This window comes from Cohnella sp. GCM10027633, assembly GCF_042675445.1.
In the GTDB taxonomy this organism is placed as follows: domain Bacteria; phylum Bacillota; class Bacilli; order Paenibacillales; family Paenibacillaceae; genus Cohnella.
On sequence record NZ_JBHTGV010000004.1, the window covers coordinates 21,722 to 37,041 of the forward strand.

16 protein-coding genes and 1 tRNA gene are annotated in these 15,320 nt (G+C 59.3%); 5 read left to right on the forward strand and 12 right to left on the reverse strand.

All coding sequences use genetic code 11. The annotated features are described in order from the left end of the window. Nucleotides 1–89: 89 nt before the first annotated feature. From ACFQZG_RS11695 to ACFQZG_RS11705, 3 genes are read right to left on the reverse strand one after another with little or no spacing between them, the layout of a single operon-like run. The gene (locus ACFQZG_RS11695; RefSeq protein WP_378152609.1) at nt 90–1,193 is read right to left on the reverse strand and encodes a GerAB/ArcD/ProY family transporter; all 1,104 of its coding nucleotides are present in this window, start codon (nt 1,191–1,193) and stop codon (nt 90–92) included. After that, nucleotides 1,190–2,383: a Ger(x)C family spore germination protein gene (locus ACFQZG_RS11700; protein ID WP_378152611.1), complete on the reverse strand. Its 1,194-nt coding sequence runs from the start codon at nt 2,381–2,383 to the stop codon at nt 1,190–1,192. The genes ACFQZG_RS11695 and ACFQZG_RS11700 overlap by 4 nt, the downstream gene beginning before the upstream one ends. Next, on the reverse strand, nt 2,376–3,902 hold the full coding sequence (locus ACFQZG_RS11705; protein ID WP_378152613.1) for a spore germination protein: 1,527 nt from the start codon (nt 3,900–3,902) through the stop codon (nt 2,376–2,378). The genes ACFQZG_RS11700 and ACFQZG_RS11705 overlap by 8 nt, the downstream gene beginning before the upstream one ends. A gap of 100 nt (nt 3,903–4,002) precedes the next feature. Here ACFQZG_RS11705 and ACFQZG_RS11710 point away from each other — a divergent pair, with 100 nt between their 5' ends. Then, the gene (locus ACFQZG_RS11710; protein WP_378152615.1) at nt 4,003–4,176 is read left to right on the forward strand and encodes a hypothetical protein; all 174 of its coding nucleotides are present in this window, start codon (nt 4,003–4,005) and stop codon (nt 4,174–4,176) included. A 129-nt stretch (nt 4,177–4,305) separates the two neighbouring features. Here ACFQZG_RS11710 and ACFQZG_RS11715 read toward each other — a convergent pair. Beyond that, nucleotides 4,306–4,380, reverse strand: a tRNA-Lys gene (locus ACFQZG_RS11715). A gap of 71 nt (nt 4,381–4,451) precedes the next feature. Continuing rightward, nucleotides 4,452–5,051 (reverse strand): DUF2087 domain-containing protein, encoded by a 600-nt coding sequence (locus tag ACFQZG_RS11720; protein WP_378152617.1) that lies wholly within the window; start codon nt 5,049–5,051, stop codon nt 4,452–4,454. Between the two features lie 234 nt (nt 5,052–5,285). Here ACFQZG_RS11720 and ACFQZG_RS11725 point away from each other — a divergent pair, with 234 nt between their 5' ends. Both ACFQZG_RS11725 and ACFQZG_RS11730 read left to right on the forward strand, forming a co-directional pair. After that, nucleotides 5,286–5,984, forward strand: coding sequence for a class I SAM-dependent methyltransferase (locus tag ACFQZG_RS11725; RefSeq protein ID WP_378152619.1), 699 nt, complete (start codon nt 5,286–5,288; stop codon nt 5,982–5,984). A 28-nt stretch (nt 5,985–6,012) separates the two neighbouring features. Beyond that, nucleotides 6,013–6,852, forward strand: a complete 840-nt coding sequence (locus ACFQZG_RS11730; protein ID WP_378152621.1) for a glycosyltransferase family 2 protein — start codon at nt 6,013–6,015, stop codon at nt 6,850–6,852. Nucleotides 6,853–6,903: 51 nt separating this feature from the next. Here the strand turns inward: ACFQZG_RS11730 and ACFQZG_RS11735 are convergent, their stop codons facing one another. The 5 genes from ACFQZG_RS11735 to ACFQZG_RS11755 form a co-directional block, all read right to left on the reverse strand. Then, on the reverse strand, nt 6,904–7,995 hold the full coding sequence (locus ACFQZG_RS11735) for a vWA domain-containing protein (RefSeq protein ID WP_378152623.1): 1,092 nt from the start codon (nt 7,993–7,995) through the stop codon (nt 6,904–6,906). A gap of 2 nt (nt 7,996–7,997) precedes the next feature. Continuing rightward, a complete protein-coding gene (locus ACFQZG_RS11740) occupies nt 7,998–8,999 on the reverse strand; it encodes an AAA family ATPase (RefSeq protein ID WP_378152625.1) in 1,002 nt (333 codons plus the stop codon). A gap of 137 nt (nt 9,000–9,136) precedes the next feature. Next, nucleotides 9,137–9,703, reverse strand: a complete 567-nt coding sequence (locus ACFQZG_RS11745) for a dihydrofolate reductase family protein (protein WP_378152627.1) — start codon at nt 9,701–9,703, stop codon at nt 9,137–9,139. Between the two features lie 90 nt (nt 9,704–9,793). Further along, nucleotides 9,794–10,180: an iron chaperone gene (locus ACFQZG_RS11750; protein ID WP_378152629.1), complete on the reverse strand. Its 387-nt coding sequence runs from the start codon at nt 10,178–10,180 to the stop codon at nt 9,794–9,796. A 26-nt stretch (nt 10,181–10,206) separates the two neighbouring features. After that, entirely contained in the window at nt 10,207–10,524 is a 318-nt protein-coding gene (locus ACFQZG_RS11755) for a winged helix-turn-helix transcriptional regulator (protein ID WP_378152631.1), read from the reverse strand. 184 nt (nt 10,525–10,708) lie between these two features. On the opposite strand from ACFQZG_RS11755, the gene ACFQZG_RS11760 reads away from it, so the two are divergent. Together ACFQZG_RS11760 and ACFQZG_RS11765 are read left to right on the forward strand one after the other, a co-directional pair. Beyond that, nucleotides 10,709–11,920 carry an MFS transporter gene (locus tag ACFQZG_RS11760; protein WP_378152633.1) on the forward strand — a complete coding sequence of 404 codons (1,212 nt, stop codon included), beginning with the start codon at nt 10,709–10,711 and terminating at the stop codon, nt 11,918–11,920. 26 nt (nt 11,921–11,946) lie between these two features. Further along, on the forward strand, nt 11,947–12,789 hold the full coding sequence (locus tag ACFQZG_RS11765) for an aldo/keto reductase (RefSeq protein WP_378152635.1): 843 nt from the start codon (nt 11,947–11,949) through the stop codon (nt 12,787–12,789). Nucleotides 12,790–12,861: 72 nt separating this feature from the next. Here the strand turns inward: ACFQZG_RS11765 and ACFQZG_RS11770 are convergent, their stop codons facing one another. Both ACFQZG_RS11770 and ACFQZG_RS11775 read right to left on the reverse strand, forming a co-directional pair. Further along, on the reverse strand, nt 12,862–13,683 hold the full coding sequence (locus ACFQZG_RS11770; protein ID WP_378152637.1) for an AAC(3) family N-acetyltransferase: 822 nt from the start codon (nt 13,681–13,683) through the stop codon (nt 12,862–12,864). Beyond that, nucleotides 13,680–15,305 (reverse strand): glycosyl hydrolase family 18 protein, encoded by a 1,626-nt coding sequence (locus ACFQZG_RS11775; RefSeq protein WP_378152639.1) that lies wholly within the window; start codon nt 15,303–15,305, stop codon nt 13,680–13,682. The genes ACFQZG_RS11770 and ACFQZG_RS11775 overlap by 4 nt, the downstream gene beginning before the upstream one ends. Nucleotides 15,306–15,320 lie beyond the last annotated feature (15 nt).

Below are 15,320 nucleotides of genomic sequence, written 5' to 3' on the forward strand. Positions count from 1 at the left end.
CATCCTCTGTCAATACGAACGAACGACATTAACCCCGAAGCGTCCGCTTCGGGGCTTATGCGCAGCGATCGTCCGGCGCTCGTTCGCCTCTATCTCGCCCGCTTCAGCCGCTTCCCGAACAGAAGCTGCAAGACGAGGAGCACTACCGGCAGCCCGAACGCGATCGACACGCCGATCTTCGGCCATGCGTTCTCGAGATAATCCAACGCGAAGAAGTGATCCTTGATGACCCAATAGCTGAACACGCCGATGATCAGCGCCGCAGGCAGTATCGTCCACCGGTCGTTCTTCAAGCCGAACAGCGCCGACGCGCAGCGGGACGTTCCGTATATGCAGAACATGATTTCGAACAGGATCGGAACGGAATACAGCGCGATCATGATCATTTCGTAGCGCTGCAGGAACATGCCGATATGGGCGTTGCGCGCCAGCTTCATGCAGGAGACGGTGTATTGCGCGGTCACTTCGGCCGACAATACGGCTCCTTGCAGGAACGACCAGATGAGGATGATCAACCCGCTCGCCGCGACGCCCAGCATCCCGAGCTTGCCTCCTCGCCGCTTGACGTCCTTGAGATGAGGCATGACGAGCGCTGCCATCATGATCGCCAGCGCGCAATCCGCGTCGTATTGCAGGCTTGCTCCGGCCACCTTCGAAAATCCGGATTCCAGGATCGGCAGCAGGTTACGGATGTCGAACTCCTGCGTCGAGCCGACGATGATCAACACGTTAAGCATGAAGATGAACAGCAACCCCAGCAGCGCCAACCGGGCCATGACCTCCAGCCCGTAGTAGCAGCCCAGCGCACCGACGATCAGCGCGGAGACGAGGAATAGCGTGAGGGGCGCCTCAGGCAGGAAGTAATCCCGCAAATGGTACACGAAGGTAAGCATGATCGGCCCCGACGCCGCGAGGAAGAAGCCGAACATGGTGACGGCCACGATCTTGCCGAACCACTTCCCGAGCAGCTTCTCGCCCATTCCGATGAAATCGAGGTTCGGCTTCCGACGGATGACGAGGTAAGTGACGTACATCATGACGATGCCCTGCAGCGTGCCGAGCAGCGTGGCGAGCCACATATCCTGGCCGACGATGCGCGCGAGCGTCCCTTGCGTGACGCCGATCGACTTGACGAAAGCTAGATTCACGATCATCGCGACGAACATTCCGTTGCCGATTATAGTCTTGTTCATTGGATTCTTCCCACCGCCTTCACTACGGCGCTCTTGATCTTGGCTTCGACCGTGACGGTCACTTCCGCTTCGGAGAACGCCGCGTTCCAATCTTGGCCGAGCGTCCGCCACTCGGCCGGGAACCGATTGCGGAACACGTCTCCGAGCTTCAGGAAGTCGGTATGATACCGTTGCTGCGCTTTGCCGACGACGCCGACGATCTTCTCCTTCAACTTCTCCTCCAGCGCCCGCTCGACATCCTCGCGTATGTTCGCCAGGTTCGTCCCGCAGGCGGACTCCACGATGTCCGCTTGCGTCTTCAGACCGACGGCGAACGCCGGACGTTGATTCGCGTAGGAGGCCTTCACCTTCAGTTTCGCGTCGCGAAATTCCAGCGAGATGTTCTTGCCTACGTTCGGGCACGACAAGACTTCGATGCCGCTCTCCAGCCTTTCGGTGAAGAACAACAGCCCCCGCGCCTCCATTGGAGTTAGCCACCCCACCATAATATCGCCCTTGAACGCGGCGGCTCCCGCTAGTTCGACCTGCATGAGCGAGCCATGCTCCTCCGGCTTCTTGTTCGAGATGCCTCTGGGCTTAAGCTGCAATCTGGCGATCGCCGGATCGAACGATCGGCTCAAGACCGCCTCCTCCAAGTTCCTCATGTTGCTTCCCGTCGCTTGTCCGACGACCGAGTTATCCCGGAACAGGCTGTCGATCCCCTCTCCCGGCACGACTTCGAGTCCCGTAATGGTCGAGATGAGCTCCGCCGGGACGTCCGAAGTAACCGCAACCCACGTGTCCATGCGCAATTCGTGATTCCGGGTGAAAAAATCGACCATGTCGCCGATCCCGTTCTTGGCGTAATCCTCGTGCATGACGATCAGGAAATTGTGAGCCCAGTACACTCTTCGGGAGACGAACCGTCCGAGATTGCGAATGGCGGCGAAGATGGATTCGCCTTCCGCCTCCGCGGAATAGATCGGCTGGCCGGTGCCGCCCGACGGCGCCCCGGTCTGCCCGCGCGCGTCCGACGGGCGAATGATCTGGACCGATACTTTGACGGTGTTCGGCTTCTCCCCCATTTGCAGGCCGACGGCCGTCACGATCGCGAGCTCGTTGATCTGCCGTTGTCCGATGCAGGAGACGCACATCGTCAGCAACGCGAACGAGACGAACAGCCGCAGAACCGCGCTCACCCGGCTACTCATGTCGCCCCTCCTTCGGAGGGCGCGGTTTCTGGTCGTCGCCCATGCGCGCCTGATCCTGCGCGAAGCTCGGCCGCTCGTCCTGCATCCACATCGGCAGCCTCAGCATCAGATCCCCCTGTTCGGAATGGACGTAAGGGCTTACCGGAGCGAGGTACGGCTCTCCGAACGAGCGGATGGAGAGCGCGTGGAGCAGAAGCGCGAAGAACGTCGTCGCGAAGCCCAACAAGCCGAACAGGCCGGAAGCGATCAGGATCGGGAACCGGCACAGGCGGATCGCCAGCGAAGACGTGTAGCTTGGAATCGCGAACGAAGCGATACCCGTGATCGCCACGACGATAACCATGAACGTCGACACGAGTCCCGCCTGCACGGCCGCTTGGCCGATGATGAGCGAACCGACGATGCTGACCGCTTGGCCGATCGGCTTGGGCATGCGCAAGCCCGCTTCGCGCATCAGCTCGAAGGCCAGCTCCATGAGCAACGCCTCGAGCAGCACGGGAAACGGCACGACCTCCCTGCCTGATGCGATCGTCAGCGCCAGCGACGTCGGGATCATCTCGTGGTGGAACGACACGAGCATGACGTAGATCGACGGCAGCAGCAGACTGATCATGAAGGCGATGTACCGGATGAACCGGAAGAAGCTTCCGACCCAATAGCGTTCGTAATAGTCGTCCGGCGCTTGGATGAATTGCCAGAACGACGTCGGCACGACGAGAACGACCGGCGTGTTGTCGACGAAGATGGCCACCCGTCCTTCCAGCAGCGCGGAGGCGACCTTGTCCGGACGCTCCGTGCTCTGAATCGTATTGAACGGGGACAACGGCGCGTCTTCGATCAGCTCCTCGATGTTGCCGCTCTCCAAGATCGCGTCGATCTTGATCCGGCCCAGTCGCTGTTTCACTTCGTCGACGAGGCCTTCCTTCACGAGATCCTTCACGTAGGCGATATTAATGTCCGTCTTCGTCCTCGCGCCGATGATCATGGAATCGATTCGCAGCATCGGATCCTTGACTCGTCTGCGAATATGCGTCGTATTCGTTCGAATGCTCTCGGTGAAGCCGTCTCTCGGACCGCGCACGTTGTTCTCCGTGGACGGCTCCTCGATGCCCCGGTCCTTCCAGCCCCTCGTGCTGACGAGAATCGCTTCTTCGACTCCGTCGATCGCGACCAGGGTGTCTCCGCTCACGATTCCCGCTATGCCGTCGCCGACCTTGTCGATGACCTTAGCGGAAGCATTGAAGAGCAGCCGCGTTCGAATCGCATCGGCGTCCTTCAACGTCGCCGGATCCAGACGCAGCTCGCCGCCGGCGACGACCAGCGCCCTGAGAATCGATTCGACGACCGTCGCGTCCGCCATCCCGTCGAGGAAGAAGCATTCGCCGGGATGCTCCGGATGACCGCACAGCGCGAAATCCCTCTTCTGCACGTCGACGCTATTCCCGAGAATGCCTTCGACGGCGGCGGTCTTGTCGGACAATGCCGGCTTGAACGGCTCCTTCAGCTTGTCTATGTTCATGGGCATCGTCAGCTCCTTATTCGTCGGCGGAATAGCCATTCGGCGATTGATCTACACTAGCAACGTCAGATTACCTATCCGAATGCAAGGAGCGCTTGCCATGGATGTCTATCACGCTTGGATCTACGTGCACATGCTGAATACCGAATGGTTCATGTGGACGCTCGTCTTATCTGCGCTCGGCACGAACGTCGCCGCGCCTTTCCTCCTCTGGTACTACCTCAACAAACGGAATAAGAAGAACAAGAAGCCCCCGGCTCAAGGCCAGCACTGAGCAGCCTCGATAATGGCACGGAATGGCATCCCGTAGTTTCCCTCTGATTCCCATCCGTTATTCCGCTGGGAACGACAAAAAAGGCGTTCGCAAGGGAAATCCCTTCGAACGCCTAAGCGCGCTTCATTATGGTGGGCCCGGTGGGGGTCGAACCCACAACCTACCGGTTAAGAGCCGGTTGCTCTGCCATTGAGCTACAGACCCGTCCAATGCCATTATAGTAACATATCCGATGACGAAAGACCAGCGCGTAATCAAGGCGAATTCGTGAACGGCTACGACAGCTTCTCCCACTTCGTCCACAATTCCCTCGGATTCAATTCGTAGACTTCATTGTCTCTGAACATATACTGGTGCATGATGAATTCTCTTCGCAACGTCGCGTAATCGTCGTGATAGCCTTTGATGAACGCGTTGATCTCCGGCTCGGCGTATTTCCGCCCCTTCTCCAGCTTGGAGACGAGATGCTCGAGAACGATCAACTTCTTCTTCAATTGGGCGGGAACGCTCTTCAGCTTACCCGCGGACGTGAAGAAATTTTTCAATACGGCTTCCCGCAATCTCTCGTGCTTGTCTTCCATCGGTTGCTCTCCTCCCTCGGCCGAGCGGTAGACGAGATCGACGACCGCGTTGGCGTTGTTCCGAATGAAGTAATGATTCAGGGAGAAGTAGATCGTGTTCTTGTCCCGGCGCTCGTTCACGAGGCTCGCTCCCCGCAGCTTGGCCGCGTGGTGGGTCACCGTCGCGGGCGTCACCCCCAGCTTGTCGGCCAGCGCTTGTCCGTTCAGCTCTCCGGCGGCAAGCAGGATGAGCATGCGGATTCTGGTCGGATCGGCGAGCGCCTTATGGTAATTGACGACTTTATCGAGCTGCATCTCATTCCTTCCTTCCTTCGCGCATCAATTTAACGAACATCTAATTAGTTATTTGTTAAAATAGATGATAATCGATCGTCCTCGGAATGTCAATCGGAGAGCCCGACGGGACAATCGGGTTATTTTTGTACGCGAGAAATAGACGAATGCGCCGTTGGATTTCCCCATGCTTGGCATACGATATACAATCCGATTTCCGATCCGGGATCGAGTTACGTAGACGAGGAGAATCGTATGCACCGTTTTTGGGACAAAGTCATTAGGCCGATCTTAATCGCCGCGCAGCCTCGGACGATCGTCGAGATCGGTTCGCTCAGCGGACTGAACACGTTCAAGCTGCTAGACTACTGCAAGCTGTGCGACGCCGAATGCACGGTCATCGATCCGGGACCCCAGTACAATATCGAGTTGCTCGAAGCCTATTACGAACGCCACGTGCGCGTGCTGCGGCAATTCAGCCTCGACGCGCTTCCGACCCTTCGGCAGTACGATCTGATTCTGATCGACGGCGACCATAACTGGTACACGGTCTATTACGAGCTGAAGGAAGTCGAGCGGATGGCCGAGAGTACCGGCCGGTTCCCGACCGTGCTGTTCCACGATACGGGATGGCCGTACGGGCGCAGGGATATGTACTACTTCCCCGAATCGATTCCCGAGAGCTATCGCCAGCCTTACGAACGCAAAGGCATGGAGCCGGGCAAGTCCGAGCTGCTCGAGACGGGCGGCTTCAACAGCATCGCGCTGAACGCCGTTCACGAGCACGGGGAGCGCAACGGCGTGCTGACGGCCATAGAGGACTTCGCGAAGCAATGTTCGTTCGAACTGGACTACTTCGAGCTGAAGTCGAACAACGGTCTTGGCGTTCTCATCCCTCGGGATTCCGAGCTGCATCGCACGCTGCCCTACATTCTAGCTTCGTCGGGATTGTAAAATAGAGGATTAAGGAGAAATCATGCGCATGACCTTCACTTCCATCGTCATCGCGACGTACAACGGAATCGAATGGACGCGGCGCTGCGTGGACAGCGTCATCCGCCATACGAGCGAGCCTTACGAATTCGTCTTCGTAGACAACGGCTCCTCCGACGGCACGCAGCAATACTTGGAGGAGATCCCCGGCGCGACCGTCATTCGGAACGAATCGAACCGAGGGTTCGCCGCGGCGTGCAATCAGGGGATGACGGCAGCTTCGGGCACCCATATCGTCCTGCTGAACAACGATACGATCGTGACGCCCGCCTGGTTGAAGACTCTCCTGGCCTGCATGGACCGCGATCCGTCGATCGGCATCGTCGGACCGGTCTCGAACAACGTCGCTCCGATCCAACGCGTCCATGCGCCCGTTACTCCGGCAACGCTGGACCCGTTCGCCGAGCAATGGCGCATGATTCACGCGAACGCCGGGTTCTACGCGCACCGCCTGATCGGTTACTGCATGCTGTTCCGCCGCGAGCTGCTGGACGCGATCGGCGGCATGGACGAACGCTTCTTCCCGGGCAATTACGAAGACGACGACTTCAGCATCCGCGCCAGAATAAGCGGCAAGCGGTTATGGGTGGCCAGAGACGCGTTCATCTATCATGAAGGAAGCGGCACTTTCAAGGCGAACGGGCTCGAGTCCCGCATACAATCGGTTCGCAACGCGGAGAAGTTCAGAGCCAAGTGGAGCATCGCGGCTTCTCCTTTCGAGATCGATCAGCTAGGCTACAACCCGTCCGACGTCGTCTCGCGGGAACCGTTCTTCATGCCGGATCGCCACTATATTCCGCTGGCTAACGAGAAGAAAGCGTCCGATTAACGGACGCTTTCTTCTCGTTCTTGCATGAATCGGCAGCGCCCCGGCCTTACGCTACAGATAGCGGGCGATGACCCGTACAAGCTGGGCTGGCAGCGTCTCCAAGTCCGTAATGTCCAGAAACCGCTCCTTGCCGTAGATGCCGCCGATCACTTCCTTGTCTTGACCGATCGCGGCCGCCAGGAACGCCACGCCCTTCCGCTCGTAATCCGCGATCGTCCGTCGCATATCCTCTATCGCAGTCGGCCCCGCATAATCGTCCATCGCCTTGGGCTGGCCGTCCCCGATGCTGATGAGTAGCTTCTTCGCCTGCGGCGCGCGCGCTAGCCGGTCCGCGATGACCCGCAGCGCCATGCCGTCGCGATTGTTGCTGCGCGCGCCGATGTTCATAAGCCGGTACTTATCGCTCGGATCCGCGCGGTCGAAGTCGGCGTAGGCGTACATCGACATCCGCTCGAGCTTGGAGACGTCCGCCGTATCCCCGTAGATCAGTACCGGAACGTCGCACAGCCGGCATAGTTCGTATACCGCGATCGCCGCTCGCCGCGCCGCTTCCAATCTGCCGTAGGCCGCCATAGACGCCGATTCGTCGATTCGCAAGCCGACGGCGAGCGCCGGGGCATCGTTCGGAGGCGGCTTCTTGGCGAACACCCGATAGTCTCTTCGAGCGACGGCGTCCGCTTGGAACTTGCCTCCGTAGGAACGATTGCGCGACCATTCGGCCGATGCTTCGCGGGCGAGCAGCGGCAGCGTCTTCCGCGCCGTTTCACGCACGAGCGGCAACAGCTCACGGCCGAGCTTCTCGTATTCGTCCGCTTGCGCTTCGTCGAACGCCGGGCGGTGCACGATCAGCTTCACCTTCCGGTGAATGGAGTCGGCCACCGCCTCCCTCGCCTCATCGTTAAGCCGCTTGCGGAACTCCCGCTCCCTTCGCCGTTCCTCTTCCGGCATCGGTTCCGGATTCCCGCCGTGATAGCTTGGGGAGCCGTCTTCGCCGGTATGCTCGCTCCTCGTCTCGTCGGTATCGGGTTCGTCGGAGCGAACCGAACGACCGTCCTCGCTGTCGGCGGATTTCTTGAGCGGAATTCCGTCTCCCTCTTCTTCGCGGCCGTAGTCGTACGCCGAATCGTCGATCCGACCCCACATTTTTATCTCGACCGCGCCGTCATGGCTTTTTTTTTTACGTTCTCGTCGATAGTGCCCAACGTTTCGAGAAGGCCATGCCGCGCCAACGCCTCTTCCAGCAGCTTGATCTCCTCTTCGTCGGTCGTGATCTTGTAGATAACCTTGTGATAGAGAGACTGCTTGGCGGGTGCGCCGCAAGCGACCGCGTCCACCCAATAGAAGTAGGAGCGCATGCCGGCCACGCCCTTGATCGCGTTCGCTCTTGCTGCCCGATCGAGCGCGATAATGATATCCGCCATCGGGTTCAGCGCGTCGATATCGCCGTATCCGGTCTTCGCGATCGCCCGCTCGACCATCGCTTGCTTCGTCGGCAAGTCCATCTTCTCCGTATGCTGCACGCGATCGCGCAACGATTCGTTCAGCGGCCTGACGCCAGCATACCCTCGGTTCGTCGTAATGACCGCGATGAAGTCGGGATGTCTGCGCACGATTTCCGTCGGCAGGTTGATGCTGCCGTCCGGCTCGAGCGCGGAGTTGAGCGCCATGAGCACGGCCGCGTCCCGAATGACGGTCGGTTCTTGGATCTCGAGCAAATACCCGTTGCGGTAAGCGTTCACGATCTCCGACGGGTAATAGCGATATTCGACCGCTTCTTCCTCGTCTCCGTCCTTGTCGCCCTGCTCGGTCTTGATAACCGGCAGGATCGCGCCCAGAACGTCCGACTTATCCATATCGGCGAAGCAGGTAATCTTCGTATAGGGCAAGCCAAATTCCGTGGACAGCGCCTTGGCGAGCTGCGTTTTGCCGGAGCCTGCGTCTCCCTCTAGCAGGACGTTGGCAATCTTCATCTCCCCGCGCTCCCAATTGCGCTTCACTTCCTGGCAGATCCGGAGCTCTTCTTCGCTCTCCCGATGAGACTCGGGCTTCTTCCATACGAGCGCTTGCTCTTCCTCGGTCAGCCGTCTGTTCGGCGATAGAAGATATCGATGCGGCGCAGGGTCGCGTTGTCGTCCGTATTGTTCCATGTCCATCCTCTCGCTTGTTCGATATTTACTAAATTACTAATTTAGTAATTAACTAATATCATGATCGGATGCCCCATGTCAATCGGCAAAATAAAACGACGCGGCCGATGGCCGCGTCGTGCATGATTAACTTTCGACTATTTCGCCAACTCGTATCGGGTCGCGATAACGCCCGACTTGAACGTTCGGCTGGACAGCAAGTTGAGCTTGATGGGCTCGCCGCCGTCGAATGCCGATTTTCCGCTGCCTAGGTAGACCGGACAAATCGTCAGCAAGAATTCGTCGATCAGACCGAGCTCAAGCAACGTCTTCGAGACTCCCGGACTGCCGAAAATAACGAGATTATTGCCCGGCTGCTCCTTAAGCGCCTTGATTTCCTCCGCGATATTGTCCTTGATCAGCACCGTATTGTTCCATTCCGCCTTGTCCATCGTGCCGGAAATGACGATCTTCTTCACGTCCTGCACCCATCTCGCATGCTTCATCGCGTGACTCGGCGCATTCGGATCATCCAGCACCGTGGGCCAGTAACTCTCCATCATCCGATACGTCGTGCGTCCGTATACGGGAGAGCCGACCTCGGCCACGACCTCCTCGGCGTATTGCTGCAATTCCTCGTTGTACGGAATCCAACCCAATCCTCCGTTAGAATCCGACGCATACCCGTCCAGCGACACATGCATGAACAACACGAGTTTTCTCATATCCAGTTCTCCCCCGATTCGAAAGTATTGAAGTGGAACTTAACTTCTTCACCATAAATCATTACGTTACGTAAGGTTCAAGGGGGAAATTTAGCCGCCGGATTTCCGTTCCGCGGACTCCTTGTTCTGCGCCGCCCGGAACGCGACGATTCTCCTCAGCATGTCGTACGGAATCGGCTTGCCGTAAGGAAATTGCAGCGTGCCCCTGCCGCTTCGGTACGGCGCGACTTCGGCAACCAGTTCGTCGCTCAGTCCGGAGGACGCCGGGTAGAACCCGATATGCTTCTTGAACGCGGCGAAATACACCAAGCTGCCGTGCAGCGCGAAGCCGGGCATGTCGTAAGCGATCCTCTCCGTCGCCTCGGGCGCCGCCTCGCGGATCAATCGTCTGATCGATTGCAAGATGTCCTGAACTTCCGGCGTGAATCGGGAGATGTAGTCGTCTATCGAGGAATACGGGATTGTACCGGATGGCATCGATCTTCTCCGCCTCTCTTATAGGATCAAGCTTCGCCCTGCTGCTCCACGTGCTTCTCGCCCCAAGCGCACATCGCGTCCAGAATCGGCTTGAACGACCAGCCGTATTCGGTGAGCGAGTAGACGACCTTCGGCGGCACCTGCTCGTAGATCGTCCGCTTGACCATGCCGTCTTGCTCCAGCTCCCGCAGCTGCTGCGTCAGCATCTTCTGCGTAATGTCGGGAATCAGCTTCTTCAGCTCGCTCGTTCGCTTGTCGCCCTTGTCCAGATGGCACAAGATGACGACCTTCCACTTGCCTCCGATGACGTCCAGCGTCGCTTCTACCGGAATGTTATAAGCCATCGCTCTTGCCTCCTTCATAGGCACTTGGAAGTACCTATCGTACTGAAAAGTATCTATATTACCCGAATGTATCTATATCACTTCGGAGTGCGTACTTACGCATCCGATCCGTTCGACTTATACTAGCATTCATGCAGCGTCGCACGCAACAAGATACGCACCCATGAAGGAGGATACGATTGCGATGAATACCGCATCGATACAACATAAGGTCCGGGCGCCGGACAGGCGCGGAACGGGTACGCTGGCTTTGCTGGCGCTTGCCGTCAGCGCGTTCGGCATCGGCACGACGGAATTCGTGCCCGTCGGATTGCTCCGGGAAATCTCGAACGATATGCATATCGGCATCACGGTGGCAGGCTTGCTTATCTCCGGATACGCGATCGGCGTTGCCATAGGGGCTCCGCTGTTGACCGCTCTCACGAACCGCGTGCCGCGCAGAACGTTGCTCATCGGCCTCATGGTCGTGTTCATCGTCGGCAACGCCGCGGCGGCGATATCGTCTTCGTTCGGCATGCTGCTGGTCGCCCGTTTCATTACGGCGTTCTCGCACGGCGTCTTCTTCTCCATCGGTTCCACGATCGCCGTCCAGCTCGTGCCGAAGGAGAAGCAAGCCAGCGCGATCGCGCTCATGTTCACGGGGCTGACCGTCGCGACCGTTACCGGCGTGCCGCTCGGCACGTATATCGGCCAAGCGTTCGGTTGGCGAGCGACGTTCTGGGGCGTCGCCGTCCTCGGCGTCGTCGGCATCGCCGCGATCGCGAGGCTCGTCCCGAGCGACCTGAAGCAAGCCGCGCCGGCCAAGCTGAACGACATGCTGCGGATCGCGGCGAACGGGCGGCTGCTGTCGGGATTCGCGATTACGGCGCTCGGCTACGGCGGCACCTTCGTCGCGTTCACGTACTTGACGCCGATGCTGCAAGACGTCATGGGACTGAGTCCGCATACGGTGGGGCTCGTGTTGCTCGGCTACGGCGTCGCCGTCGCGATCGGCAACGAGATCGGAGGCAGATGGGCGAACCGGAACCCGCTCCGCGCGCTGCTTCGCATGTTCATCCTGCATGCCGCCGTCATGTTCGCGATGTCGTTCATGATCCCGTACCGGACGGCCGGGCTCATCTCAATCGCGCTCATGGGCTTGTTCGCCTTCATGAACGTGCCCGGCTTGCAGCTTAACATCGTGAAGCTTGCAGAGCGTCACGTACCGTCCGCGGTCGACGTCGCTTCCGCGCTCAATATCGCGGCGTTCAACGTCGGCATCGCGATCGGTTCGATCGCCGGCGGTCTCGTCGTCGATCATATGGGGCTTCGTCATACGCCGTGGGTCGGCGGCATCTTGGTCGCGATCGCGGCCGTATGGACAGGGATAGCCTCCCGGTCCGAACGATCATACTAACGAACATAATCAGGAGGCGTAATACGATGACACACTCATTGCACGGCACGACGACGCTGGCTAACGGCGTCAAGATGCCCTGGCTCGGCCTGGGCGTATTCAAGGTGGAGGAAGGAGCCGAGCTGGTGGACGCGATACGCGCCGCGGTCCGGTTCGGTTACCGCAGCATCGATACGGCCGCCATCTACGGCAACGAAGCGAGCGTAGGGGAAGGCATTCGGCAAGCGTTGAAGGACAACGGCTTGTCGCGGGAAGATCTGTTCGTCACGTCCAAAGCGTGGAATTCCGATCTCGGCTACGAATCGACGTTGGCCGCATACGAGACGAGCCTGGCCAAGCTCGGCCTCGAGTACTTGGACTTGTACCTCATCCATTGGCCCGTCGCCGGCAAATACAAGGAAGCGTGGCGCGCGCTGGAGAAGCTGTACAACGACGGACGCGTTCGTGCGATCGGCGTCAGCAACTTCCATGTGCATCATCTGAAGGATCTGATGGGCGGGGCGGAGATCAAGCCGATGGTCGATCAGGTCGAATTCCATCCGCTGCTGGCGCAGCGGGAATTGCTCGCCTATACGCGGGAGCAAGGCATTCAGTTCGAGGCATGGTCGCCGCTCATGCAGGGCGAATTGTTGAACGATCCGACGCTCCAAGCGATCGCGGACCGTCACGGCAAGTCGGTCGCGCAAGTGATTCTGCGCTGGGATCTTCAGCACGGCGTCGTCACGATTCCGAAGTCGACGAAGGAAGCGCGGATCATCGAGAACGGCTCGCTCTTCGACTTCGAGCTGACGCAAGCCGAGATGGGCGAGATCGACGCGATGAACCGCGATCGGCGCGTCGGTCCCGATCCGGACAACTTCGACTTCTAATCGGCGTAACGGAGTGACGTAACCTCTTCATGCAACAAGCAGCCCCTCGCGAACGCGAAGGGCTGCTTGTCGTTATTCTATTGTTAATCGCCGATTGTCGCTTAACCAGCGTCTCGCGTAATCGACCACGTCGCGCGCGCGAAGGAGCTTGCAGTCCGCTTCGCCGACTTTCCCGGAGCGGACGACGTTGCCCTCGGATTCGAATGCCGAGCCGAGTGCTTCGAAATCGTCCGAGTCGTAGGCGTAGTCCTCGAACCGCTTCCATACGCGACGGCCGTCTTCGGCGATCGCGGCTCCCATGCTTTTCTCCGGCATGCCCGCCAGCGAAGCTTCCGCCAGATGGAACGTCGTGCACGAATCGTACCCGACGCCGAGCAGCGCGATCTTCGCGTCCATCTCGTACAACTTGCCGAGCGGAGAGCTCTCGCCGAACTGCGGAGTAAGCGGATGCTCCGCGACGATCGTCGCCGCATGCTTCCCTTGAGCGCAGAAAGACACTTGCGGATGATTCGACCGCAACGTTCCGGGGAACGCGCGGAACGTCTCCGCGATCTGCCCCATCCCCCACGTCGGCGTCAGTGCCGGGTCGAACGCGGGCATCTCTTCGTAGATCGTATCGACCCACGCTGCGGGAACGGGCGGGTTAGCCCACCCGGCGGGATCGCTCCAGTTGCCGGAATGCGCGGGCATGACCAGCGTCCCTTCCGGGCCGACCGCCCGCAGCAGCGCCTGCACGACCGCTTGCGCGCCTCCGCACACCCAACCGAGACGCGACAACGACGAATGGACGATGACGGTGTCCCCTTCGTTCAGGCCCAGACTGCCGAGATCCCTCAGCAGACTGCCGACGGTGACCGGCAGGAGGGTTCGTTCGATGACTTCCTTCTCGCTCATGGCGCTTGCCTCCCTCTTGCCGATTGTTGCCCGACCAGCTCCCAATCCGCCGCGGTGAAGTTGCCCATGAACCATAGCGAGACGCCCTTCAGTTCATAGAACTTCGCCAGCCAGAGCTTCTTGGCGATGCTCGCCGTATCCTCGTAATACAGCACGTTGCTGCCGAGCTCGCTGACGTACGTCGCTTTTCCGAGGAAGTAAGGCATCTCCCGCGTCTTCGCGACGCCGGGCATCGCCAGTCTACGTTCCACGGCCGCGATCTCGGGCGACAGCGCCGGACCGGTCGCCCCGCCGGCCGTAATCCACTGGTTCGCTTGCTTCGAGATTCCGAGAACCAGCTTCTCCTTCGGTATCGCTTGGAGTGCCTCGAGTACCGTCTCGTTGACGAGAGGCAACGGCGCGGAAGGCAGCTTGCCGACGTCATGCGTGAAGTCGTAAGCCATCAGAACGACCGTATCGGCCAGCTTGCCGATCGCCGCCAGATCATAGCCCTTATAGTAGTCGGTCGGCGGTACGGCAACGGACAGAGACAGCGTGCCGAGCCGCTCCTTCAACGCTTGAAGAAAACGAATGTAGTCGGGCGCGCTAGCCGCTTCCCTCAGCCCTTCGAAATCGATGCTGACACCAATGAAGTCATAGGCCGGATCGTTCAACGTCGTCAGCAACGAATCGACGAACGCTTGTTGCGCGTGCTGATCCTTCAGGAAGTCTTTCAAGTCGCTCTTCTCGTAGAAGACCATGAGCTCCTTCGGAATCCCTGCCGCATCGGCGGCCGCCGTCACTTCCTCGTACCCGGGAGGAACGTAATGCACAGGCGTGCTTACGTCCAGCTTGGCGGTTCCGGACCCGCTATAGGCCAATCGGGACCACCCTAAGATCACGTTGGACAGCTTGTCTATCTGATGAAGCGCCGGATAAGATTCTATGGCGTAATAACCGGTGAAATCGACGCTCTCCTCGGACACGAGCTTGTCGATCATGCGGTAGACGACCGCCGCCGCTTGCTTGCGTATGAGCGGCTCCTTCGGCTTGAAGCCGGTCTGATCGCCTTCCATGATGCCGCGGCGCGCCGCATAGTATACATACGGTTGCATCGCCGCGTCGATCGATGAGCCATCCTTGAACGCTCTCTCGTCCCGCTCCTTCTTCCATTCCGCTTCCAACCATTGCTTGCGCGCTTCCGCGCTCTCTTGATCGAGCAGCGACCTGCCGACGAGCATCGCGACTTCCTGTCTCGTAATCGTTCGCGCCGGAAGGAACTGCCCCTTCTTGTCTAGCAAGCTATCGATCCAATGTCTCTCGAATGCGGCAGCTATATAAGGCGCGGACCAGCGCGTCGCCGCGACGTCCGTCGGCGTCTTCGCCCGCGCCGTCCCCGTATCGATACGGCTCGCCATGACGAGCAGCTTCACGAATGCTTCCCGCGACAAGTCTATGTTCGGACGATACGTCCGGTCCTCGTAACCGTCGATGATGCCGAGCGCGGACAACGTATAGATCGGTTCCCGCGAATAATCGTTCTGCTCGTCCTTGAACGGCTGAAGCTGGGCGTCGTACGCGTACGCGCGGCCCGTCATCAGCACCGTCAAGGCGCAGCCTATCAAGCTTGCCTTCTTCCACATGCCGGTACTTCCTTC

What these genes read in the sequence shown, in the direction of transcription:
- ACFQZG_RS11695 (WP_378152609.1), bottom strand. Translation starts at nt 1,193, where the DNA reads ATGAACAAGACTATAATCGGCAACGGAATGTTCGTCGCGATGATCGTG.
- ACFQZG_RS11700 (WP_378152611.1), bottom strand. Translation starts at nt 2,383, where the DNA reads ATGAGTAGCCGGGTGAGCGCGGTTCTGCGGCTGTTCGTCTCGTTCGCG.
- ACFQZG_RS11705 (WP_378152613.1), bottom strand. Translation starts at nt 3,902, where the DNA reads ATGAACATAGACAAGCTGAAGGAGCCGTTCAAGCCGGCATTGTCCGAC.
- ACFQZG_RS11710 (WP_378152615.1), top strand. Translation starts at nt 4,003, where the DNA reads ATGGATGTCTATCACGCTTGGATCTACGTGCACATGCTGAATACCGAA.
- ACFQZG_RS11720 (WP_378152617.1), bottom strand. Translation starts at nt 5,051, where the DNA reads ATGCAGCTCGATAAAGTCGTCAATTACCATAAGGCGCTCGCCGATCCG.
- ACFQZG_RS11725 (WP_378152619.1), top strand. Translation starts at nt 5,286, where the DNA reads ATGCACCGTTTTTGGGACAAAGTCATTAGGCCGATCTTAATCGCCGCG.
- ACFQZG_RS11730 (WP_378152621.1), top strand. Translation starts at nt 6,013, where the DNA reads ATGACCTTCACTTCCATCGTCATCGCGACGTACAACGGAATCGAATGG.
- ACFQZG_RS11735 (WP_378152623.1), bottom strand. Translation starts at nt 7,995, where the DNA reads ATGTGGGGTCGGATCGACGATTCGGCGTACGACTACGGCCGCGAAGAA.
- ACFQZG_RS11740 (WP_378152625.1), bottom strand. Translation starts at nt 8,999, where the DNA reads ATGGAACAATACGGACGACAACGCGACCCTGCGCCGCATCGATATCTT.
- ACFQZG_RS11745 (WP_378152627.1), bottom strand. Translation starts at nt 9,703, where the DNA reads ATGAGAAAACTCGTGTTGTTCATGCATGTGTCGCTGGACGGGTATGCG.
- ACFQZG_RS11750 (WP_378152629.1), bottom strand. Translation starts at nt 10,180, where the DNA reads ATGCCATCCGGTACAATCCCGTATTCCTCGATAGACGACTACATCTCC.
- ACFQZG_RS11755 (WP_378152631.1), bottom strand. Translation starts at nt 10,524, where the DNA reads ATGGCTTATAACATTCCGGTAGAAGCGACGCTGGACGTCATCGGAGGC.
- ACFQZG_RS11760 (WP_378152633.1), top strand. Translation starts at nt 10,709, where the DNA reads ATGAATACCGCATCGATACAACATAAGGTCCGGGCGCCGGACAGGCGC.
- ACFQZG_RS11765 (WP_378152635.1), top strand. Translation starts at nt 11,947, where the DNA reads ATGACACACTCATTGCACGGCACGACGACGCTGGCTAACGGCGTCAAG.
- ACFQZG_RS11770 (WP_378152637.1), bottom strand. Translation starts at nt 13,683, where the DNA reads ATGAGCGAGAAGGAAGTCATCGAACGAACCCTCCTGCCGGTCACCGTC.
- ACFQZG_RS11775 (WP_378152639.1), bottom strand. Translation starts at nt 15,305, where the DNA reads ATGTGGAAGAAGGCAAGCTTGATAGGCTGCGCCTTGACGGTGCTGATG.